Here is a 21,054-nt window from a genome sequence, read left to right as displayed (position 1 = left end):
TGAGAACGCGGGGTCCGGTCACGGGCGGACGATGCACCGGAACCCGATGTGGCAGGTCGACGTCTCCTCCGTGTCACCCTGCCGGGCCGACGGCCGGTAGCGGAGGCAGTAGTTGGGCGCGCAGAGATGCGAGCCGCCCTTGATCACGCGGCGCGCGTACGGTTCGTGCGGGTCCGGGGCGGCGGCGGTGTCGATGCGGGGGTTCGCCGGAATGCAGCAGGAACTCGCGGGTGCCACGTCCTTTCCGCCTGCGGAGTGGTCGGCGGTGAAGTAGTCGCTGGTCCATTCCCACACGTTGCCGGCCATGTCGCCGAGTCCGTAACCGTTGGACCGGAAATGGCCGACGGGCGACGTCCCGGCGAAACCGTCCTCGAGGAGGTTCTCCCACGGGAACTGTCCCTGCCACACGTTGCCGCCGGGCCTGCCACCCGGTTCGTGCTCGTCGCCCCAGACGAACGGCTTCCGGTCCAGGCCGCCGCGGGCGGCGAACTCCCATTCGGCCTCGGTCGGCAGGTCCTTGCCCGCCCACTCCGCGTAGGCGCGGGCGTCGAACCACGACACGTGCGTCACGGGATGGCGTTCGCGTCCGCCGACGTTGCTGCCCGGACCTTCCGGGTGCCGCCAGTCGGCGCCCGGCGTGAACGACCACCAGCGGGTGAAGTCGTCGAGGGGCACCGGGCCGGACGTCGGGGTGAACACCAGCGAACCGGGCACGAGCAGAGCCGGATCCGCATCCGGGTACTGGTCCGGGTCGGGGGCGATCTCGGCGGTCGTGACGTGACCGGTGTCCTTCACGAACCGCCGGAATTCGGCGACGGTGACCTGGTGCGCGTCCATCCAGAACCCGTCGACCGTCACCTGGTGGACGGGGCGTTCCTCAGGGTAGAAGTCCTCCGAACCCATCCAGAACGTGCCCCCGGGGATCCATGCCATGTTCTTCGGAACTGCACGAGTCATGGGGTCAGACTGGCACGACGGCGGCCATCGTGCCCAAGGCTCGTGAGTACTTGATAACCGCCCGACGTTAACAAGTACTCACAGCAACTTAAAATCAGTCTGGACTGTTTTCTTTTTTCCGCCTACAGTGCTGGGTGTGACACCTGACACAGCAGTAGCCAAACCGGCCCGCACGCAGGCCGAGCGGACCGCGGCGATGCGCACCAAGCTGCTCGATGCGGCCGTCGACTCCCTGGTCGAGCTCGGATACGCCCGCACCACGACGCAGGGCATCGCGCGGCGGGCCGGGGTGTCGCGCGGCGCCCAGTTGCACCACTTCCCGACCAAGGAGTCACTGGTGGTGGCCGCGGTGGAACATCTCGTCGACAAGCGGATGGAGGAGATCCTCGCCGCCGAGGTGGACGCCGGCCGCGGGATCGAGGTGCTCGCCGACGCCTTCTCCGGCCCGCTGTTCTACGCGGCCCTCGAACTGTGGGTGGCCGCCCGCACCGACCCGGCCCTGTTCGAGGCGACGGTCCCGCTGGAGCGGAAGGTCACCGACGCGCTCCGGCGCGGGTCGGCGGAGGTGTTCGGCGATCGGTTCGACTCCGACGCCATCGAGCTCAGTATCGAATTGGTTCGCGGTCTGGCGGTGTCGGCGCTGTTCCGCACCCCCGAGGCCGAACAGTCACTACGCGCGCGGCTGTTGCCCGTGTGGGAATCGAAGGTGGAGAAGTCGTGAATCTTCCGCAGCACGTACACACCCTGATCGTGGGGGCGGGTTTCGCGGGCATGGGCCTGGCGGCGCGCATCCTGCGGACGCAGCCGCAGGCCGACGTCCTGATCATCGAGCGCGGCGACGACGTCGGCGGCACGTGGCGCGACAACACGTACCCGGGGTGCGCGTGCGACGTCCCGACGTCGCTGTACTCGTACTCGTTCGCGCCCAGCGCCGATTGGAGTCACACGTTCGCCCGCCAGCCCGAGATCCATCGCTACCTGAAGAAGGTCGCGGCCGACACCGGCGTCCGGTCCCGGGTGGTCACCGATTGCGAACTGCAGGAAGCGTACTGGGACGACGACGCCGCCATCTGGACCGTCCGGACCAGCCGCGGAACGCTGACGGCGGACGTCGTGGTGGCCGCGACCGGTGCGCTGTCGACGCCGAGTGTTCCGGACATGCCCGGGCTGGAGAGCTTCGGCGGCACCACGTTCCATTCGGCGACGTGGAATCACGACCACGACCTCACCGGTGAGCGCGTGGCCGTCATCGGTACCGGCGCGTCGGCGGTGCAGTTCGTGCCCGAGATCGCGCCGGTCGCCGAGCATCTCACCGTGTTCCAGCGCACCCCGGCCTGGGTGATCCCGCGGCTCGACCGCGAACTACCGGACGCCGAGAAGGCCCTCTACCGTCGACTTCCGTTGGTGCAGAAGGTGGTCCGCGGGTCGGTGTACAGCTTCCGGGAAGCTCTGGGCGGGGTGCTCGCGCACGCCACCGGACTGCTGCCGGTGTTCGAGGCGGTGGCCAGGGTGTACCTTCGCAGGCAGGTGCGGGACCCCGAACTGCGCCGGAAACTCACACCGAACTTCACGATCGGCTGCAAGCGGATGCTGCTGTCGAACGACTGGCTCCGGACCCTCGACCGCCCCGACGTCACGCTCGTCGACGCCGGACTCGCCGGGGTGACAGCGGACGGCGTCGTCGACGCGGTCGGCAACGAGCACAAGGTCGACACCATCATCTTCGCGACCGGGTTCACGCCGACGGAACCGCCGGTGGCGCACGCGTTGCGCGGTGCGAACGGCCGCACCCTCGCCGAGCGCTGGGACGGGAGCCCGAGCGCGTACAAGGGGACCACCGTCGCCGGGTTCCCCAACCTGTTCCTGATGTACGGGCCCAACACCAATCTCGGTCACAGTTCCATCGTCTACATGCTCGAATCCCAGTCTGCGTACATCGCCGACGCGTTGACGGCGATGCGCCACAACGGAATCGACGCGTTCGAGGTCACCGAGGAGGCGCAGCGCCGATACAACACCCGCATCCAGTCCGAACTGCAGACCACGGTCTGGAACAAGGGCGGCTGCTCGAGTTGGTACTACGACTCCGAGGGCCGGAACTCCGTCCAGTGGCCGACGTTCACCTTCAAGTTCCGCTCGCAGTTGCAGCGTTTCGACCGGGAGAACTACGTCTCCCGGCGCAAGGTGGCGAAGGAGACCGTCGCGTGACGCATTACGACGTGGTCGTGGTCGGCTCCGGGTTCGGTGGCAGCGTCGCGGCGCTCCGGCTCACCGAGAAGGGCTACCGGGTCGGTGTTCTCGAGGCGGGCAGGCGCTTCGCCGACGACGAACTGCCCGAGACGAGTTGGCGGCTGCGACGTTACCTGTGGGCGCCCTGGCTGGGCTGCTACGGCGTGCAACGGATCCACCTCCTCCCCGACGTCCTGGTCATGGCCGGCGCCGGGGTCGGCGGTGGTTCGCTGAACTACGCGAACACGCTGTACCAGCCGCCGCGCCGCTTCTTCGAGGACCGGCAGTGGGCGCACATCACCGACTGGCAGTCGGAGCTCGCCCCGTACTACGAGCAGGCGAAGCGGATGCTGGGGGTGACGACCAATCCGTCGTTCACCCCCGCCGACGCCGTCATGCGCGAGGTCGCCGAGGAGATGGGCGCCGGTGCGACGTTCACGTCCACACCGGTGGGTGTCTTCTTCGGCGAACCGGGGTCGCGGGTGGCCGACCCGTTCTTCGGCGGGGAGGGACCCGACCGGACGGGGTGCACCGAGTGCGGCAGTTGCATGACGGGTTGCCGTGTGGGAGCGAAGAACACGCTCGTCAAGAATTACCTCCACCTCGCGGAGAAGGCGGGCGCCCGGGTCCATCCGCTGACGACGGTGAAAGAGTTGCGCCCCCGATCGGGCGGCGGCTACGAACTGCGGACCCGCCGCACCGACGGAATCCGCACGCGGGAGCGCACGTTCACCGCCGACCAGGTGGTGGTCGCCGCGGGCACGTACGGTACCGCCCGGCTGCTGCTGGCGATGAAGGAATCCGGTGCGCTGCCACGGTTGTCGCCGAGGCTGGGCTCGGTCGTGCGTACCAACTCGGAGGCGGTGCTCGCGGCCACGGCCAGGAACCGCGACACCGACTTCACGAAGGGCGTGGCCATCACGTCCTCGTTTCACCCGGACGATCACACCCACATCGAGCCGGTGCGGTACGGCAAGGGCAGCAACGCGATCGGACTGCTGCAGACCGTCCTCAGCGACGGCGGCGGCCGGACGCCGCGGCTGCTGAAGACGGTGGGTGTCGCGCTGCGCCGACCCGGGGCGTTCGCCCGCAGCCTGTCGGTGCGGCACTGGTCGGAGCGCACCGTGATCGCGCTCGTGATGCAGACCGACGACAATTCGCTCGAGCTGGCCAAGGGGAAGGGGCGACTCGGCCGGGCGGTCACCAGCCGCCCGGGGCCTGGAGATCCGCCACCCGAATGGATCCCGCAGGGACACAAGGCCATCAGGAAGGTGGCCGCTCGGATCGGGGGCGACCCCGGCGGCTCCGTCGCCGACGTCGTGAACATTCCGATGACCGCGCATTTCCTCGGAGGATGCGCCATCGGGGACTCGCCGGACACCGGGGTCGTCGACCCCTACCTACGCGCGTACGGGCACGACGGGCTGCACGTGGCCGACGGGTCGGTGGTGAGCGCGAACCTCGGCGTCAACCCGTCGCTCACCATCACCGCCCAGGCCGAGCGCGCATTCGCGCTGTGGCCCAACAAGGGTGAGAACGACACCCGGCCCGAACCGGGCAAGCCATACGTACGTATCGCACCGTCACCGCCCCGGAATCCGGTGGTGCCCGCCGACGCGCCGGGCGCGCTGCGGCTTCCGCTGACGGTCGTGAACCGAAGGGAGACGGTCGATGTGGAGCGTGCCTGAATCGACCACCGAGCGCACCGACTGGCCCGAGAGCGCGCCGCCCCCGTGGCCGGCGACCGTCCGCGCGACGCTGTGGTGGCACCGCAGCACCGCGGCCGCCCGCGCACTCGGACCGGACGGCGCCACCGTGCCGATGACCCTCGCGATGATGGTCGACTACCTCGACTCGCCCGTCGGCCCCTACCGGGAGATCCTCGCCAGCCCGGTGCTCCGCGCGCCGGGACGTCGCATCGGCGTCCTGCCTCGCATGGCGGTCCCGTTCATCGCCGTCGATTCGGAACCCTCCGTGCACGGTGGACGCGCGCACTGGAACCTGCCCAAGGTGCCTGCCGAGTTCGACGGCGACGTGCACGGCGACTTCGGGGCGTCGTCCCTGGCCTGGTCCGTCACCACGAGCACCCGGCCGCGCGGACCGCGGCTACCGATCGCCGGCGCCCTGGGGTTCGCGCAACCGGCCGAGAGCGGGCACGGTCTCGTGACGGCGTCCGCGCGGCTCCGCGGCCACTTCCGGTACGCCAGCGTGGACGTGGCGGCCGACGGACCCACGCTTGCCGACTGGCTGACGCCGGGAACCCATCACGGCATCGTGATCACGGACGGCCGGATGACCACCGGAGCCGCGCGTAGGCGCTGACTGCCCGGGGCGTTACGCGATTTCCGCGGCGACGCCGGCGAGGCGCGGCAGCACGGTGTCGCGCCAGCCCGGGCCCATCCGCTCGAATGCGTCGCGGCTGCGTTTGTCGTCGAGGTCGAAGCCCGAGTGGTCGAGGAACAGGCGCGTGCCCGCGCCCTCTGGAACGAGGCGCCACACCAGCGTCCAGTTCTCGGTGAACGTGTAGACGAAGCGCCGCTCGGGCTCGACCTCGACCACTTCGCAGGGAACGGCGCCCCAGCCGGGCATGTCGAGGTGGAACCGGTGCCCGACCGTCGCGGCGACGTCGCCCGCGGCCCACCAGCGGGCCAGCAGGTCCGGCTCGGTGAGAGCGCGCCACACCTTGGCGGGCGGCGCGGCGATGAACTGGTCGACGGAGATCTGGGTGGTGGTGCGGTCGGTCACGAGTCCTCCTCGAGGAAGTCGGCGAGTGTGCGCAAGCGGTGACGCCAGAACCGCTCGAACGGGTGCAGCCAGTCGCCGACGTCGGCGAGCGGCTCGGCGGTCAGGTGGTAGTGCCGCTGCCGTCCGGACGGTTCGTCGCGGACGAGTCCGGCCTTGCGCAGCACCTGTAGATGCTCGGCGACCGCGGGACGGCTGAGGTCGAACCGGCCCGCGAGGTCCCCCGCGGTGAGTGGTCCGTCCACCAGGATTTCCAGCAGACGCCGTCGCACCGGGTTGGCGAGGGCGAGGAAGACGTCGTCGTCGGGCACGAGGCGAGCTTATGTCGGAGATTTCCGACATGTCAACAATCTCCGACGCATCCTTTTCTTGACTAATTCCAAAAAGGCGCGATACTGGAACACATGCAACACGACACGGATCCCAAAGCGCAGCTGCGCGGCGTGGGCCTCCGTGTCACTGCACCTCGCGTTGCAGTGTTGAATGCGGTTGCCGTACGACCGCATTCCGACGTCGACGACATTGCAGCCGTAGTTCGTGAAGAGCTGGGATCGGTCTCCACCCAGGCGGTATACGACGTCCTGAAGGCGTGCACCGCCGCCGGTCTGCTCAGACGTATCGAACCCGCGGGATCGCCCGCACGATTCGAAACCCGTACCGGAGACAACCACCACCACCTCGTGTGCCGCAGCTGCGGGACCGTCGTGGACGTGGACTGCGCCGTCGGCGAGGCACCGTGCCTCGACCCGTCGCAGGCCCACGGATTCGAGATCGACGAGGCCGAGGTCGTCTTCTGGGGGCTCTGCTCCCAGTGCCAGACCGACGCGCACAGCGAAACCGGGTCGGCAGCAGCCCTGTCCTGACCCCGGTTCGTCCCACGCCGATACACCCTCACCCGATTGCAACCTGGAGGCTTTGCCATGCCTGAAACACAGCGCGCGACCACCACCAACGCCGGGATTCCCGTCGCCAGCGACAACGAGTCGCTCACCGCCGGGGCTCAGGGTCCCATCCTGTTGCACGACCACTACCTCGTCGAGAAGCTCGCGCAGTTCAACCGCGAGCGCGTCCCGGAGCGCGTCGTCCACGCCAAGGGCGCCGGCGCGTTCGGCGAACTGGTCGTCACCCACGACGTGAGCCGCTACACGAAGGCCAAGCTGTTCCAGCCCGGCGCGAAGACCGAATCGCTGGTGCGCTTCTCCACCGTCGCGGGCGAGCAGGGCAGCCCCGACACCTGGCGCGACCCGCGCGGATTCGCCGTGAAGTTCTACACCGAGGACGGCAACTACGACCTCGTCGGCAACAACACGCCCGTCTTCTTCATCAAGGATCCGATCAAGTTCCCCGACTTCATCCACTCGCAGAAGCGCCTGCCCGGGTCCGGTCTGCGCGACCACAACATGCAGTGGGACTTCTGGACGCTGCGGCCCGAGTCCGCGCACCAGGTGACGTGGCTGATGGGTGACCGCGGCATCCCGAAGACGTGGCGGCACATGGACGGTTTCGGCTCGCACACGTACCAGTGGGTCAACGCCGACGGTGAGCGGTTCTGGGTGAAGTACCACTTCAAGACCGACCAGGGCATCGAATTCCTCACCCAGGGTGAGGCCGACACGCTCGCCGGCACCGACCCCGACCACCACCGCGCCGACCTGTACGACACGATCGCCCGAGGCGAGTTCCCCAGCTGGACGCTGAAGGTCCAGGTCATGCCCGTCGAGGAGGCCGAGGGCTACCGGTTCAACCCGTTCGACCTCACCAAGGTGTGGTCGCAGAAGGACTACCCGCTGATCGAGGTCGGCAAGTGGACCCTCAACCGGAACCCCGACAACTTCTTCGCCCAGATCGAGCAGGCGTCGTTCGAACCGTCGAATGTCGTTCCGGGAATCGGCTTCTCACCCGACAAGATGCTGCTCGGCCGGGTCTTCTCCTACGCGGACGCGCACCGGTACCGCATCGGCGCCAACTACGCGCAACTGCCCGTCAACGCCCCGAAGAACCAGGTGAACTCGTACTCGCAGGACGGCGCGATGCGGTACGCCACCAATTCGCCCGAGACCCCGGTGTACGCGCCCAACTCGTACGGCGGCCCGCACGCCGACGCATCGCTCGCGGGCGACGAAGGCCTCTGGGCGTTCGACGGCGAGGCCGTGCGCGCCGGCTACGTCGAGCACGCCGAGGACGGCGACTTCACGCAGGCGGGCACCCTCGTCCGCGAGGTCCTGAGCGACGACGAACGCGACCGCCTGGTCGGCAACATCGTCGGTCACGCACTCGGCGGTGTCAGCGAACCGGTTCTGCTGCGGGTGTTCGACTACTGGAAGAGCGTCGACCCCGACCTGGGCAAGCGAGTGGAAATCGGTGTCCGGGAAGGGCAGAGCCGGAACTGAGTTCATTGGTGGGGCAGGCTCAGTGCAGGCCCCACCAATAGATCAGGCAAGCGAGTATAAATACCACCACAGTTTCCACGACGGCCCTCCTTCGCCCGACTGGACGTAGTGCACGATTCCATCATCCCCCATGTGCTTCGCACCCGTGAGTACTTGTTAACCGCCGGCGGTTAACAAGTACTCACGGGGGTGTGACGGGTGTGTCGGATGTTGTTGCTAGGTTGAGCGGTGTCAGGACACCGGCTCGGATGACCGTGTCCCGAGTCGGGGTCGAAAGGTGCTGTCTTCCATGGTGATGGGTCCCACCCATGCAATGTCCGGTGCGGCCGTCGGTCTGGCGGTGGCAGATCTGCTGCCGCTCGACTGGGGTGGGCCCACGTCCACCGCCGAGACCTTCACGTTCGCGGCGGTGTGCGCCGGGGCGGCGCTGCTCCCGGACCTCGACACCAGCCAGTCCACGGTGTCGCGGTCGTTCGGTCCGGTCAGTAGCGTCGTCGCGAAGGGTGTCGACGCGGTGTCGCTGGGTTTCTACACGATCACCAAGGGCAAACGCGACGGCAAGCGGCGGGGTGGGCACCGCACTCTCACCCACACCGCCCTGTTCGCGGCGGGCATCGGGGCCGGGGTGTCCGCGCTCGTGGTCCAGTTCGGCAAGCCCGCCATCATCGCGACGCTGTTCGTCTGCCTCGGCCTCGCCCTCCGCGGGTTGGCCGGTGAGCTGGCCAAAGAAAAAGGCTGGCTGGCGGTTTCGGCGGTCGCCGCGGTGCTGTCCGCGCTCACCTGGCAGTCGTATCCCACCGAGGCCGGTTCCACCGGGCTCGGCGTCGCCGTAGCCCTCGGATGCGCGACCCACTGCCTCGGGGACGCCATCACCAAGGAGGGCGTCCCCTTCCTCGCGCCGTTCCTCACGCTCGGCAAGGAACGGTGGTGGGAGTTCCGGCTCCCGTCGTTCCTGTCCATCCGGGCGGGCGGGCCCTTCGAGAAGGTCGTGCTCGGGCCCGCCCTGACGGTGGCCGTCGGACTGATGGTCATCTGGGCCATCGACGGTGCGCCGCAGGCAATCTACGACGCATTCGTGCCCGCGCCGAAGTGACTCAGGCGCCGAAGTGACTCAGGCGCCGAAGTGACTCAGGCGCCGAAGTGACTCAGGTGCCGACGTGACTCGGGTGACTCAGGCCGCGAGCATCTTCTCGAGGTCGTCGAGGACGAGCATCGCCCCGGTCGGTCCGAGCGCGAGGAACCACGTCTCGTCGCTGACGTGCACGGACTTGCCGTCCTTCACCGCCTGCATCTGATTCCACAGCGGGCCGCCGACCACGGTCGACTCGTCGGTGGTCTCGGGCGCGCCGTAGCTGGAGTAGAAGATCCGGTCGGCATCGGCCTCGCCGATCGTCTCCTGGCTCACCTCGACGGCGAGTTCGTCGATGTTCTGCACCGTCGGGCGCGGGAGCCCGACGTCCTGCAGGATGACGCCGATGAACGACAGGTTGCCGTACAGGCGGATCTTGCCGGACATGAACCGGACCAGCGAGATCGTTGGCCGGCCGGTGATGGACTCCCGGACCTCGTCCGCGCGGGTCTGGTAGGCGTTGAGCACGTCCTCCGCCTTGGTCTCCTCGCCGAGGGCGTCCGCGACGAGCAGGAAGTTCTCCTTCCACGGGAATCCGGGGCGGATGCCGAAGACGGTCGGTGCGATCGACGACAGCTGCGGGTACAGCTTGTCGGCGCGCAGTTTGCTGCCCAGGATCAGGTCGGGCTGCAGTGCCGAGATCGCCTCGAGGTTCAGGTTGTTGGTGGTCCCGACGTCCGGCACCCCGGCGAGCTTGTCGGCCAGGTAGGACGGCTGTCCGGCGGCACTCTCCGGGCTGGCCAGTCCGACGGGCGTGATTCCCAGGGAGAGCACGTCGTCGAGTTCGCCGCCGTCGAGGACGATCACCCGTTCGGGCTTCTTCTCGATGACGGTCTCGCCGAGCGCGTGGGTGATAGTGCGGGGGAAGACGCCGGGTGCGGCGTCGGTGCCGAGTTTGGCGGTCTCGGCGTCCGCCGTGGCGAACAGGCGGCCGCCGGTGGCGACGTCGGTATTGCCGGCGGTCGAACCGGTGTCGGTGGTGCCGCAGGCGGCGAGAAAGACGCTGGCCAGGGCGACCAGCCCGGCGCGTACGTAGAGCCTCGATGACATGAGGTGAGGCTAGCCTGAGGTACTGAAGGGGTAGTGGCGGGGTCCGGCAACCGGAAAACGCCCCCACCACGCAGAAGAGGCCTCGACCGGCGAACCGGTCGAGGCCTCTTCTCGGTGTCTCACACTGTCGGGGTGGCGGGATTTGAACCCACGACCTCTTCGTCCCGAACGAAGCGCGCTACCAAGCTGCGCCACACCCCGTGTTGAACCTCGGCTAGCTTACATTACCCAGCCAGTCACCATTAAATCCCCTGGTCAGTTGCGTAAAACAGTGCTCTCCGACGACTCGGCGCGAGCCCGCGCGGTGTCGGCGTCCGGGCCGCCGCGCTGAGCCGGGACCAACGTCAGGAGCGTCGCCTCGGGGCGGCAGCAGAAGCGGGCCGGCGCCCACGGCGACGTTCCGATCCCCGCCGACACGTGCAGCTGGGTGTGAGCCCCCCACTTGGATGGCCCCTTCACCCGCGAGCGGTCGATGTCGCAGTTGGTGACGAGCGCGCCGTAGAACGGCAGACACAGCTGACCGCCGTGCGTGTGGCCGGCCAGCACCAGGTCGTACCCGTCGTCCGCGAACCGATCGAGAACCCGCGGCTCCGGCGAGTGGGTGATGCCCAGCCGGAGATCGGCCAGCGGATTGGGCGGGCCGGCGATGGTGTCGTACCGGTCGCGCTGGAGGTGCGGATCGTCGACCCCGGCCGACGCGATCCGGACACCCGACACCTCGAGGTCGCGGCGCACGTGCGTGACGTCGAACCAGCCGCGTTCGGTGAACGCGGCGCGCAGGTCACCCCACGGCAGCGGCTCGCCGAGGATGCGCTTGCGGTCCCTGCGGAAGTACTCGAACGGGTTCTTCGGTTTCGGCGCGAAGTAGTCGTTGCTGCCGAACACGAACAGTCCGGGGCGGGCGAGCAGATTCCCCAGCGCCTGGACCACGGCGGGCACCGCCCGCTGGTGCGACAGGTTGTCGCCGGTGTTCACGACGAGGTCGGGGTCGAGGTTGTCGAGTTCCCGCAGCCAGTTCTGTTTCAGCCGCTGTCCGGGCATCATGTGCAGGTCGCTGATGTGCAGCACGCGGAGCGTCGACGACCCGGGTTCGAGCACCGGCATCGTGACCTCACGCAGCGCGAACGCATTGCGCTCGATGAGCGAGGCGTAGCCGATGCCGAGGGCGGCGGCACCCGCCGTACCCAGGGCGGCGCGGGTCAGGTTGGTGCGGAACTCGTCAGACACTCTTCCAGGATACTGATGAGCGCAATCGAGATGCAGTGGACGAATCGGGGCGCGTAGCGTTTCGCCCATGCCAGATTCACTGAAAGCAAGACTGCGCTCCGACATGACGGCCGCCATGAAGGCCAAGGATTCGCTGCGCACCGCCACGATCCGCATGCTGATGGCCGCCGTGCAGACCGAAGAGGTTTCCGGCAAGGAAGCCCGCGAACTCACCGACGACGAGGTGCTGAAGGTCCTCGCGAAGGAGTCGAAGAAGCGCGGCGAGTCCGCCGAGATCTACACCGAGAACGGCCGGGGTGAGCTGGCAGCGCAGGAGCGGGCCGAGGCGCAGATCATCGACGAGTACCTGCCGACGCCGCTGACGGACGCCGAACTCGTCGACGTCGTGGACACCGCCATCGCCCAGGTGGCCGAGGAGATCGGTGAGCGTCCCGGCATGCGTCAGATGGGTCAGGTCATGAAGGCCGCCGGCGCGCTCGCGGGCGGCAAGGCGGACGGCTCGCGGCTCTCGCACGCGGTGAAGTCCCGCCTCTGACCCCCACGTGAGTGGGAAAGCGTGCTCCTGCACACTTTCCCACTCACCTGGGGTTACCGGGGTATGGGCGGCAGCTGGATCGGCGGCAGGCCGGGCAGCTGGATGGGCGGAACGGGGATTCCCTGAGCCGGGGCCTGCGGGGGAGCGGCCTTCACCGATCCGTCGCTGACGTAGATCGTGATCGTCGACCCCGGAATCGCCGAACCGGACGGCGCCGAGCTCGTGACCGTCCCCTTGGCGACCTGCGACGCGGTGGTGATCGCGTTCACGGTGAATCCGGCTCCCTGCAGGCGGGACGTCGCGGCCGACTGGCTCAGCCCGGTGACGTCCGGAACCTGACCGTTCTGCGAACCCCGCGCGTACTTCTGGTCGACCGGCGGCAGCGTCGTCGGCCCGAAGTTGTTGGCGACGGGATTCATCGCGGCGAACCACGTCTGGGCGGGCTCGTTACCGCCGTAGAGATTTCCGTCACCACAGGGCCGCAGCGGGCCCGAGCAGATCTCACCCGGGGTCGGCGAGTCGCCGAACACGTAGACGGCGGCGGCGAAGTTGTTGGTGAACCCGAGGAAGCCCGACGACATGTGGGACTCGGTGGTTCCGGTCTTACCCGACATCGGGAGCGTCCAGCCGGCGCTGCCTGCGGCCCCGGCCGACGTGCCGCCGGCCTTGTCGTCCTTGCTCATGGCGTTGGCGAGCGTGTCCGCGAGGCCGGGCTCGACCACCTGCTCGCAGGCCTGCTGGGTGACCGAGACGGGCTTGCCTTCACGGTCGAAGACCGAATCGATGGGGGTGGGCGGGCACCACTTGCCGTGCGACGCGAGCGTCGCCGCGACATTCGACAGCTCCAGCGGGTTGACCCAGGTGGGCCCGAGGGTGAACGAACCCAGGTTCTGGTCCTTCTGGAAGTCCGCCATGCTGCGGTCGTCGAATCCGGAGGTGCCGGGGTCGGCGTACGAACGCAGGCCCAGCCGCACCGCCATGTCGACGGTGGGGGCGACGCCGGTGGCCTGGATGAGCTTGACGAACGCCGTGTTGGGCGACTGCGCGAGCGCGTCCGTCACCGACAGCGACGCCGGGTACTTGCCCGCGTTCTCGACGCAGTACGTGGCCGCCGGGCATCCGCGTGCACCACCGCTACCCATGCCCCGGGCCTCGAACCGTCCGGGGACGTCCAGGACGGCGTTGGTGCCGAGGCCCTTCTCCATCGCGGCGGCGGTCGTGAAGATCTTGAAGATCGATCCGGCACCGTGACCGGCCAGCGAGTACGGCTGGGCCTGCACGGTTTCGTTGGCGTTCGCGTCGAGACCGTACGTGCGGCTACTGCCCATCGCGAGGATGCGGTGTGAATCCTGGCCGGGCTGGACCACGTTCATGACATTGGCGATGCCGTCGAGTCCGGGGCTGGCCTTCGCGGTCAGCGCCGCCTTGGTCGACGCCTGCACCGCGGGGTCGAGCGTCGTCTTGATCAGGTAACCGCCCTTGTCGATCTGCTCCCGGCTGATGCCGGCGTTCGCCAGGTACTGCAGGGCGTAGTCGCAGAAGAAGCCGCGGTCACCGGCGGCGATGCACCCGCGGGGCAGCCGGTTGGGTTCGGGCAGCACGCCGAGGGGCGTCTCCTTGAGCTCCCGCAGTTCGGCGGCACGTTCGGGGATGTTCGAGATCATCGTGTCGAGGACCACGTTGCGGCGTTCGAGGACGCCCTCGGGGTTCGTATATGGGTTCAGCGCCGAACTGGACTGCACCATGCCCGCGAGCATCGCGGACTGCTGGGTGTTCAGTTCGGACGCGTCGATGCCGAAGTACGTCTGGGCGGCGTCCTGGATGCCGAACGAGGCGTTGCCGAACGGCACCAGGTTCAGGTAGCGGGTGAGGATCTCGTCCTTGGTGAGTTCCTTGTCGAGCGTCAGCGCCATCCGGATCTCACGGATCTTGCGGGCGGGCGTCGTCTCGATCGCGGCCCGGCGTTCGGCGTCGGTCTTCGCGACGACGAGCAGCTGGTAGTTCTTCACGTACTGCTGGTCGAGTGTCGACGCGCCCTGCTGCACCTCACCGCTCGTGGTGTTGGTCAGGAAGGCGCGCATCGTGCCCTGCCAGTCGACGCCCTTGTGTTCCGGGAACCGGCGGTCCTCGACGGAGACGATGGCGAGCTTCATCTCGTTGGAGATCTTGTCGCTGGGGACTTCGAAGCGGCGCTGGTCGTACAGCCACGCGATGGGATTGCCCGCGGAGTCGACCATCGTCGAGACCGCGGGAACCGTTCCTTCGACCAATTCGGCGGAGACGTTGTCGACGGTGTCAGCCGCCCTGTTGGAGGCGTAACCGAAGCCTCCGGCGAGCGGAAACATCACGCCGGCGAGGAGCACTCCTGCCAAGGCGGAGGATCCTGCGAGCTTCCCCACTGTTTTTGCAATCGACACGATCTACAGACTACGTGGGGTCTGAGGGTGCGCTGGTTGGGCGCAGAATTCGGCCCGGAAAATGCCCTGAGCACGGGGTATGGACGGGCGTACCAAAAAAGCGTGTTCTTCGTCTTGCGCGTGGCGGTTTCTTTACCTAAATTGTTGGAACAGTGTGATGGAGATAACACCCCATCGCTTATGTGGTGCAGCCTCGGCGTGCTAGGCGGGGTTGTGCAGACTCGAAGAGGGGAAACGAATGCACATGACCACCCCAACCAGCCGTCTGGACGTCGAGCAAGCAGAAGCGCGAATCGCCTGGGTCACCCAGGCCCGTTGCCGGGAAGTCGATCCCGATCAACTCTTTGTACGCGGTGCAGCACAGCGCAAGGCCGCAACCATTTGCCGGCATTGCCCGGTATTGATGCAGTGCGGAGCCGATGCACTCGACAACCGTGTCGAGTTCGGCGTGTGGGGTGGCATGACGGAACGTCAACGCCGGGCGTTGCTCAAGCAGCACCCCGAGGTGGAATCATGGTCCGATTTCTTCGAAGCTCAGCGGCAGCACCAGTCCGCTGTCTGAGATTCGGGATCGGATTCGCAGTCAGGAAGAACACAGGCGGGTGACCGGTTCTCCGATGGCGAGCTGATCAGCTCGTCCGGGTGAGCTGGTCGCCTACCGCTCTCAAGGCCTCGAGGTCCGACACCTCGAACGGCAGCGAGGGCACGCCGACGATCGGCACCCGAGGGTGGGCCGCCGTGAACCGGCTCAGCAGTTGGACCTCACGCTTGGCGATCACCGCCCGATGGGCGTGGATTCGCAGCACAGCGGCGGTGAGGGGGTCTTGGTCCCCGAGTTGGTCGGCGGCAGTGACCGCGTGATCGGCCGACAGGGAACTGAGAGTGGGGTGCGTCCGATTCAGGACGAGGCCCGCGAGCGGCATCTCGTCGCCTGCGAGCCGGTCGACGAAGAATGCCGCCTCGCGCAGCGCATCCGGTTCCGCTGCGGCGATCACCAGGAACTTGGTGCCCGGCTGCCGGAGCAATTCGTAAGTGCGCGTTGCTCTTTCCCGGAATCCGCCGAACATCGAGTCCAGTGACTGCACGAAACTCGAGGCGTCGGACAGCATCTGACTGCCGACGATGGTGGACACGCCGCGCAGCGCCAGGCCCATCGCGCCGGTGACGAGCCGGGTGAGGCCGCGGCCGGGCGCGGTGAGCAACCGGATCATGCGACCGTCGAGGAACGCGCCCAGGCGCTGGGGTGCGTCGAGGAAGTCCAGGGCGTTGCGCGACGGTGGCGTGTCGACGACCACCAGATCCCATTCGTCGCTGGAGGCGAGTTGCCCCAGCTTCTCCATCGCCATGTACTCCTGCGTTCCCGAGAACGAGCTGGCGACGGTCTGATAGAAGGGGTTCGCGAGAATCTGCTCCGCCTTCTCCGGGGTGGAGTGCTCGATCACCATCTCGTCGAACGTGCGGCGCATGTTCAGCATCATGGCGTGCAGTTCGCCGGTCGCATCCGGTCCGAGCTGCACCGGCTGCGGCGTGTTGTCGAGTTCCGCGACGCCGAGAGCCTGCGCGAGCCTGCGGGCCGGGTCGATGGTCAGCACGACCACCTTGCGCCCCTGCTCCGCCGCGCGCAGTGCCAGCGACGCGGCCGTGGTCGTCTTGCCGACGCCGCCGGCCCCGCAACAGACGACGATCCGCGTGGCCCTGTTCTCCAGAATCCCCGCGACGTCGAGTGCGGAGGCGGTGCGGCGACGCTCGTGTTCAGTTGTCTGGGTCATCGGACACCCTGTTCCGTCAGATATTCCGCGAGCTCGTACAGCCCGCCCAGGTCCACACCGTCGGCGAGGGACGGCAGATGCAGCCGGGCCCCGTCCACTTCACTGAGCGCTCCGGCGCTCTCCTCCTGCGCTTCGAGGACGGACGCGTGTTCGATCGTCTCGGTGAGCAGCCCGGCGAAATTCTCCTCGTCCAGGGTGATCCCGGTCTTCTGCAGACCGGCCCGGACGGCCTCGGCGTCGATGCGGCCCTTCGCGACGTCGGCGAGGGTGTCGGCGGGCAGGAACTGCGGGCTGGTGCGGTTGACGACGACGGTGCCCAGCCGCAGGTCGGCGCGGGCCAGTTCCTCTGCGGCGTCGGTGGTCTCCTGCACCGGCAGCGCCTCGAGCAGGGTCACGAGGTGGACGACGGTCTCGTCGGAGTGCAGCAGGCGCACCACGCCCTCGCTCTGCGAGCGCACCGGCCCGCCCTTCGCGAGGTCGGCCATCGCCTTCGTCACGTCGAGGAAGTTACCGATCCGCCCGGTCGGCGGGGCGTCGACGACGACGGCGTCGTACACCCGTTTGCCCGACTTGTCGGAGCGCACCACGCATTCCTTGATCTTGCCGGTCAGCAGCACGTCCCGCAGGCCCGGTGCGATGGTGGTGGCGAACTCGATGGCGCCGAACTTGCGCATCGCGCGGCCCGCGAACCCGAGGTTGTAGAACATCTCGAGGTATTCGAGGAACGCGGTCTCGATGTCGATGGCCAGCGCCATGACCTCCCCGCCACCCTCGGCGGCCGCGACCTTCGTCTCCTGCGGCGGCAGCGGGGGCACGTCGAAGAGCTGCGCGATCCCCTGCCTGCCCTCGACTTCCACCAGTAGCACGCGGCGCCCGCCCTCGGCCAGAGCGAGCGCCAACGCGGCGGCCACCGTGGACTTTCCGGTGCCGCCCTTTCCGGAGACGAAGTGCAGCCGGGCCCGCGCGGCCTTGTCGGGCCACGTCGGGGTGAGCTGGTCTGGGGATGCAACCACGGGGTCGAGCCTATAAGTCTGGGAGCCGGGATGTGCGGGGGATAGGCTCACCGGCATGAGTGAATTGACTTCCTGGGAGTACGCCACCGTTCCGCTGCTCACACATGCGACCAAGCAGATCCTCGACCAGTGGGGCACCGACGGCTGGGAACTGGTGACGGTTCTGCCCGGACCCACCGGTGAGCAGCACGTCGCGTACCTGAAGCGTCCGAAGGGCTGAGGGCCGTGGCAGAGACTCGTAACTGGTCCGCCCGCCTGACCGAACTCGGCATCACGCTGCCGTCCGTCGTTCCGCCGGTGGCCGCCTACGTGCCCGCCGTGCGCACCGGCAACTACGTCTACACGTCCGGGCAGCTGCCGATCGTCGAGGGCAAGCTGACGATCGCGGGCAAGCTCGGCGCCGGCGTGTCGGACGAGGACGCCAAGGCCGCGGCCCGCGCGTGTGCACTGAACGCGCTGGCGGCGGTCGACGCTCTCGTCGGCATCGACTCGGTGGTGCGGATCGTCAAGGTCGTCGGATTCGTCGCCTCCGCCGAGGGATTCACCGGACAGCCCGGCGTCGTGAACGGTGCCTCCGAGTTCCTCGGCGAGGTGTTCGGGGACGCGGGCGCCCACGCCCGGTCGGCGGTCGGTGTCGCGGAACTGCCGCTCGGCGCCCCCGTCGAGGTGGAACTCGTCGCCGAAGTGCAACCGGAGTCGTAGTGCCATGACCCTTGCCCATCCGGCCTACGCCCAGGTGCGGGAGGTCACCCCGACCGTCTCGGTGATGCTCGAGGACAATCCCGGCATGATGACGCTCGACGGCACCAACACGTGGATTCTGCGTGCGCCGGGCCGGGACGAGTGTGTGGTGGTCGACCCGGGTGACGCCGACGAGGAGCACCTCGCCCGCGTCGCGGCACTCGGACCGGTCGCGCTGACGCTGATCACCCACCGTCACTTCGACCACACCGGGGGCGTGCAGCGGTTCTTCGAACTCACCGGCGCGCCCGTGCGTTCGGTGGACCCCGAGTTCCTCCGCGGCGGCGGCGAACCCCTCGTGGACGGCGAGACCATCGACGTCGCGGGGCTCACCCTCACGGTGATCGCCACGCCCGGGCACACGAAGGACTCGGTGTCCTTCACCGTGGAAGGTGAGGGCACCGTCCTCACCGGCGACACGATCCTCGGCCGCGGCACCACGGTGCTCGACGACTCGGACGGCGACCTCGGCGACTACCTGTCGTCGCTGCGCCGGCTGCTGGACCTCGGCACCGGACACCGGGTGATGCCCGGTCACGGTCCCGAACTGCCCGAACTGAACGTCGTGGCGCAGCAGTACCTCGATCACCGCGAGGAGCGACTCGACCAGGTGCGGGCCGCGCTCGGTGCGCTCGGCGGCGCTCCGACGGTCCGCGAGGTGGTCGAGCACGTCTACTCCGACGTCGACCCGAAGTTGTGGCCGGTGGCGGAGAAGTCCGTCAACGTGCAGCTCGCGTACCTGCGCAGCCTCGACTGACCGCACAACGACTTCGGCCACCCCCTCGCGATGAGGGGGTGGCCGAAGTCGTGGATGCGGGGACTACCGCGCGCGACGTGCCAGGCGCTCGGAGTCGGAGATCAGCACGCTCTTGCCTTCGAGGCGCAGCCATCCGCGGTGCGCGAAGTCGGCGAGCGCCTTGTTGACGGTCTCGCGGGAAGCGCCGACGAGCTGGGCGATCTCTTCCTGCGTGAGGTCGTGGGTGACGCGCAGCGAGCCCGCCTCCTGGGTGCCGAACCGCTGTGCCAGCTGCAGCAGCGCCTTGGCGACACGACCGGGGACGTCCGTGAAGATGAGGTCGGCCAGGTTGTTGTTGGTACGACGCAGGCGGCGCGCGAGAACCCGCAGCAGCTGTTCGGCGATCTCGGGGCGGTGGTCGATCCACGCCTTGAGCGCTTCACGGTCCATGCTGACCGCGCGGACCTCGGTGACCGTGGTCGCGGTGGACGTACGCGGGCCCGGGTCGAAGATGGACAGCTCACCGAACATGTCGGACGGGCCCATGATCGTCAGCAGGTTCTCACGGCCGTCCGGCGAGCGGCGGCCGATCTTCACCTTGCCGGAAACGATGATGTACAGGCGGTCACCGGGCTCACCTTCGTTGAAGATGACATGTCCGCGGGGGAAGTCGACAGGCTGCAGCTGCTTGGTCAGCGCCGCTACCGCTGAGGGCTCGACTCCTTGGAAGATGCCGGCTCTTGCCAGGACGTCGTCCACGTGCGCTCCTTGGGAATATTGTTCGTCTGTATGCATATTGTGCGCGATTTGCTGCATGTCGACGATGCCCCGGTGATCCGCGGCGTGTCGCTGTGCAACAGGTACGGCTCTGAAGTCTACGTTGAGACGGCTCGGTCTGAGTGACCGATACCACGGAAGTCGCAAAAGTTAACCGGATGATGCGTCCGGTGGTGCGTCTTTCCGGGGGTTGTCCAGGGGTCAGCTGGCGCGCCGCGAGCCCACTTCGGTGACGTCGGCGTCGTCGGATTCGAAGCCCGACCGCCCCTTGCGACGTCGATGGAAGCGTGCCAATGCGTGGGGGAAACCTTCGTGGGCCAGGGTGGCCACTTCGTCGTGACTTGCCTGGTCGAGGAACTCTTCCACCTCTTGCTGACGAACCGTGAGCCGGCGGAGTCTGAACTCCACCCGCTCCATTGCCAGCGCAAACAGCATCAGCAGCACTGGGAAGAGGACCACAGCGAGACCTTGCATACCGGGAAGTAAACACTGCAAAGGTCTCAGAAGCGACACAGCAGCAATTCGGATCGGCCGGGTATCCGTAGAGTTGATCCCGTGCATGCGACCCCCAGCGACGGCTCCGAAGTGCGTGGACGCACCCGTTCGCGGGCCGCGAAACAGGAAGAAACCCGGCTCGGACTCGTCCGGCGTGCCCGGCGGATGAACCGCAGGCTCGCCGAGGCCTTCCCCCACGTCTACTGCGAACTCGACTTCACCACCCCCCTGGACCTCGCCGTCGCGACGATCCTGTCCGCACAGTGCACTGACGTGCGGGTCAACATGGTGACGCCGGCGCTGTTCGCCCGCTACCCCGACGCGAAGGCGTACGCGGAGGCCGAACGCACCGAACTCGAGGAGTACATCCGGTCCACGGGTTTCTACCGGAACAAGACGAACTCTCTGATCGGGCTCGGGCAGGCCCTGCTCGAGCGTTTCGACGGCGAGATCCCCGGCAATCTGAAGGATCTCGTGACGCTGCCCGGGATCGGCCGGAAGACGGCCAACGTGATCCTCGGCAACGCGTTCGATGTGCCCGGAATCACGGTCGACACCCACTTCGGGCGGCTCGTGCGGCGGTGGAAATGGACCGAGGAGGAAGACCCGGTCAAGGTCGAGCACGCCATCGGCGCCCTGATCGAGCGCAAGGAGTGGACGCTGCTCTCGCACCGGGTGATCTTCCACGGCAGACGCGTCTGCCACGCCCGCAAGCCCGCCTGCGGGGTGTGCGTGCTCGCAGGCGACTGTCCGTCGTACGGGCTCGGCCCGATCGACCCCGACGTCGCCGCCGGACTGGTTCGTGGACCGGAGACGGAGCATCTGCTGCGTCTGGCCGGCAGGTGAG

23 protein-coding genes and 1 tRNA gene are annotated in these 21,054 nt (G+C 68.0%); 13 read left to right on the top strand and 11 right to left on the bottom strand.

Annotated elements, in window-relative coordinates:
• Nucleotides 1–18: 18 nt before the first annotated feature.
• Entirely contained in the window at nt 19–957 is a 939-nt protein-coding gene (locus JWS13_RS21640; protein ID WP_206007410.1) for a formylglycine-generating enzyme family protein, read from the bottom strand.
• 127 nt (nt 958–1,084) lie between these two features.
• Between JWS13_RS21640 and JWS13_RS21635 the strand changes: the two genes are divergently transcribed.
• The 4 genes from JWS13_RS21635 to JWS13_RS21620 are packed head-to-tail and all read left to right on the top strand — an operon-like array spanning nt 1,085 to nt 5,508.
• Entirely contained in the window at nt 1,085–1,678 is a 594-nt protein-coding gene (locus JWS13_RS21635; protein WP_206007409.1) for a TetR/AcrR family transcriptional regulator, read from the top strand.
• Nucleotides 1,675–3,165, top strand: coding sequence for a flavin-containing monooxygenase (locus tag JWS13_RS21630; protein WP_206007408.1), 1,491 nt, complete (start codon nt 1,675–1,677; stop codon nt 3,163–3,165). Before JWS13_RS21635 ends, JWS13_RS21630 begins: the two co-directional genes overlap by 4 nt.
• The gene (locus JWS13_RS21625; RefSeq protein ID WP_206007407.1) at nt 3,162–4,874 is read left to right on the top strand and encodes an FAD-dependent oxidoreductase; all 1,713 of its coding nucleotides are present in this window, start codon (nt 3,162–3,164) and stop codon (nt 4,872–4,874) included. Before JWS13_RS21630 ends, JWS13_RS21625 begins: the two co-directional genes overlap by 4 nt.
• Entirely contained in the window at nt 4,858–5,508 is a 651-nt protein-coding gene (locus JWS13_RS21620) for an acetoacetate decarboxylase family protein (RefSeq protein ID WP_206007406.1), read from the top strand. The genes JWS13_RS21625 and JWS13_RS21620 overlap by 17 nt, the downstream gene beginning before the upstream one ends.
• A gap of 12 nt (nt 5,509–5,520) precedes the next feature.
• On the opposite strand, the gene JWS13_RS21615 is transcribed toward JWS13_RS21620, so the two are convergent.
• Nucleotides 5,521–5,931, bottom strand: a complete 411-nt coding sequence (locus tag JWS13_RS21615) for an SRPBCC family protein (RefSeq protein ID WP_087557251.1) — start codon at nt 5,929–5,931, stop codon at nt 5,521–5,523.
• Nucleotides 5,928–6,239 carry an ArsR/SmtB family transcription factor gene (locus JWS13_RS21610; RefSeq protein ID WP_206007405.1) on the bottom strand — a complete coding sequence of 104 codons (312 nt, stop codon included), beginning with the start codon at nt 6,237–6,239 and terminating at the stop codon, nt 5,928–5,930. The genes JWS13_RS21615 and JWS13_RS21610 overlap by 4 nt, the downstream gene beginning before the upstream one ends.
• A gap of 93 nt (nt 6,240–6,332) precedes the next feature.
• Between JWS13_RS21610 and JWS13_RS21605 the strand changes: the two genes are divergently transcribed.
• From JWS13_RS21605 to JWS13_RS21595, 3 genes are all read left to right on the top strand, one after another.
• Nucleotides 6,333–6,791, top strand: a complete 459-nt coding sequence (locus tag JWS13_RS21605; protein ID WP_206007404.1) for a Fur family transcriptional regulator — start codon at nt 6,333–6,335, stop codon at nt 6,789–6,791.
• Nucleotides 6,792–6,848: 57 nt separating this feature from the next.
• Complete coding sequence (locus tag JWS13_RS21600) at nt 6,849–8,318, top strand: catalase (RefSeq protein ID WP_206007403.1); 1,470 nt, start codon at nt 6,849–6,851, stop codon at nt 8,316–8,318.
• Nucleotides 8,319–8,607: 289 nt separating this feature from the next.
• The gene (locus JWS13_RS21595; protein WP_206007402.1) at nt 8,608–9,411 is read left to right on the top strand and encodes a metal-dependent hydrolase; all 804 of its coding nucleotides are present in this window, start codon (nt 8,608–8,610) and stop codon (nt 9,409–9,411) included.
• Nucleotides 9,412–9,489: 78 nt separating this feature from the next.
• Here JWS13_RS21595 and JWS13_RS21590 read toward each other — a convergent pair whose 3' ends face one another.
• The 3 genes from JWS13_RS21590 to JWS13_RS21580 form a co-directional block, all read right to left on the bottom strand.
• Nucleotides 9,490–10,497 (bottom strand): ABC transporter substrate-binding protein, encoded by a 1,008-nt coding sequence (locus JWS13_RS21590; protein WP_206007401.1) that lies wholly within the window; start codon nt 10,495–10,497, stop codon nt 9,490–9,492.
• Between the two features lie 127 nt (nt 10,498–10,624).
• Nucleotides 10,625–10,698 (bottom strand) — tRNA-Pro (locus tag JWS13_RS21585).
• Nucleotides 10,699–10,752: 54 nt separating this feature from the next.
• The gene (locus JWS13_RS21580) at nt 10,753–11,724 is read right to left on the bottom strand and encodes a metallophosphoesterase (RefSeq protein WP_206007400.1); all 972 of its coding nucleotides are present in this window, start codon (nt 11,722–11,724) and stop codon (nt 10,753–10,755) included.
• A 67-nt stretch (nt 11,725–11,791) separates the two neighbouring features.
• On the opposite strand from JWS13_RS21580, the gene JWS13_RS21575 reads away from it, so the two are divergent.
• Nucleotides 11,792–12,259: a GatB/YqeY domain-containing protein gene (locus tag JWS13_RS21575; RefSeq protein ID WP_005248498.1), complete on the top strand. Its 468-nt coding sequence runs from the start codon at nt 11,792–11,794 to the stop codon at nt 12,257–12,259.
• Between the two features lie 53 nt (nt 12,260–12,312).
• On the opposite strand, the gene JWS13_RS21570 is transcribed toward JWS13_RS21575, so the two are convergent.
• Nucleotides 12,313–14,658: a penicillin-binding protein gene (locus JWS13_RS21570; RefSeq protein ID WP_124393244.1), complete on the bottom strand. Its 2,346-nt coding sequence runs from the start codon at nt 14,656–14,658 to the stop codon at nt 12,313–12,315.
• Nucleotides 14,659–14,914: 256 nt separating this feature from the next.
• On the opposite strand from JWS13_RS21570, the gene JWS13_RS21565 reads away from it, so the two are divergent.
• Nucleotides 14,915–15,238 carry a WhiB family transcriptional regulator gene (locus tag JWS13_RS21565; protein WP_005248496.1) on the top strand — a complete coding sequence of 108 codons (324 nt, stop codon included), beginning with the start codon at nt 14,915–14,917 and terminating at the stop codon, nt 15,236–15,238.
• 67 nt (nt 15,239–15,305) lie between these two features.
• Here the strand turns inward: JWS13_RS21565 and bagB are convergent, their stop codons facing one another.
• Together bagB and bagA are read right to left on the bottom strand one after the other, a co-directional pair.
• Nucleotides 15,306–16,445, bottom strand: coding sequence for an ATPase BagB (gene bagB / locus JWS13_RS21560; RefSeq protein ID WP_072938071.1), 1,140 nt, complete (start codon nt 16,443–16,445; stop codon nt 15,306–15,308).
• Nucleotides 16,442–17,458 carry an ATPase BagA gene (bagA, locus tag JWS13_RS21555; RefSeq protein WP_124393208.1) on the bottom strand — a complete coding sequence of 339 codons (1,017 nt, stop codon included), beginning with the start codon at nt 17,456–17,458 and terminating at the stop codon, nt 16,442–16,444. The genes bagB and bagA overlap by 4 nt, the downstream gene beginning before the upstream one ends.
• Nucleotides 17,459–17,513: 55 nt before the next feature.
• On the opposite strand from bagA, the gene JWS13_RS21550 reads away from it, so the two are divergent.
• The 3 genes from JWS13_RS21550 to JWS13_RS21540 are packed head-to-tail and all read left to right on the top strand — an operon-like array spanning nt 17,514 to nt 18,956.
• Nucleotides 17,514–17,678, top strand: a complete 165-nt coding sequence (locus JWS13_RS21550) for a Sp36 family protein (RefSeq protein WP_005248493.1) — start codon at nt 17,514–17,516, stop codon at nt 17,676–17,678.
• A gap of 5 nt (nt 17,679–17,683) precedes the next feature.
• Nucleotides 17,684–18,160, top strand: a complete 477-nt coding sequence (locus JWS13_RS21545; protein WP_206007399.1) for a RidA family protein — start codon at nt 17,684–17,686, stop codon at nt 18,158–18,160.
• Between the two features lie 4 nt (nt 18,161–18,164).
• The gene (locus JWS13_RS21540; RefSeq protein ID WP_206007398.1) at nt 18,165–18,956 is read left to right on the top strand and encodes an MBL fold metallo-hydrolase; all 792 of its coding nucleotides are present in this window, start codon (nt 18,165–18,167) and stop codon (nt 18,954–18,956) included.
• Between the two features lie 63 nt (nt 18,957–19,019).
• Here the strand turns inward: JWS13_RS21540 and JWS13_RS21535 are convergent, their stop codons facing one another.
• Entirely contained in the window at nt 19,020–19,694 is a 675-nt protein-coding gene (locus JWS13_RS21535; RefSeq protein WP_005256089.1) for a Crp/Fnr family transcriptional regulator, read from the bottom strand.
• Between the two features lie 219 nt (nt 19,695–19,913).
• Nucleotides 19,914–20,186 (bottom strand): hypothetical protein, encoded by a 273-nt coding sequence (locus JWS13_RS21530; RefSeq protein WP_124393211.1) that lies wholly within the window; start codon nt 20,184–20,186, stop codon nt 19,914–19,916.
• 81 nt (nt 20,187–20,267) lie between these two features.
• Between JWS13_RS21530 and nth the strand changes: the two genes are divergently transcribed.
• Entirely contained in the window at nt 20,268–21,053 is a 786-nt protein-coding gene (gene nth, locus JWS13_RS21525) for an endonuclease III (RefSeq protein ID WP_124393212.1), read from the top strand.
• The last annotated feature ends 1 nt before the right edge of the window (nt 21,054 follow it).

The sequence above is a fragment of the Rhodococcus pseudokoreensis genome (assembly GCF_017068395.1).
Lineage (GTDB): Bacteria > Actinomycetota > Actinomycetes > Mycobacteriales > Mycobacteriaceae > Rhodococcus_F > Rhodococcus_F pseudokoreensis.
Note: the sequence above shows the minus strand (reverse complement) of the source record. Positions and strands in the feature narration are given on the sequence as shown.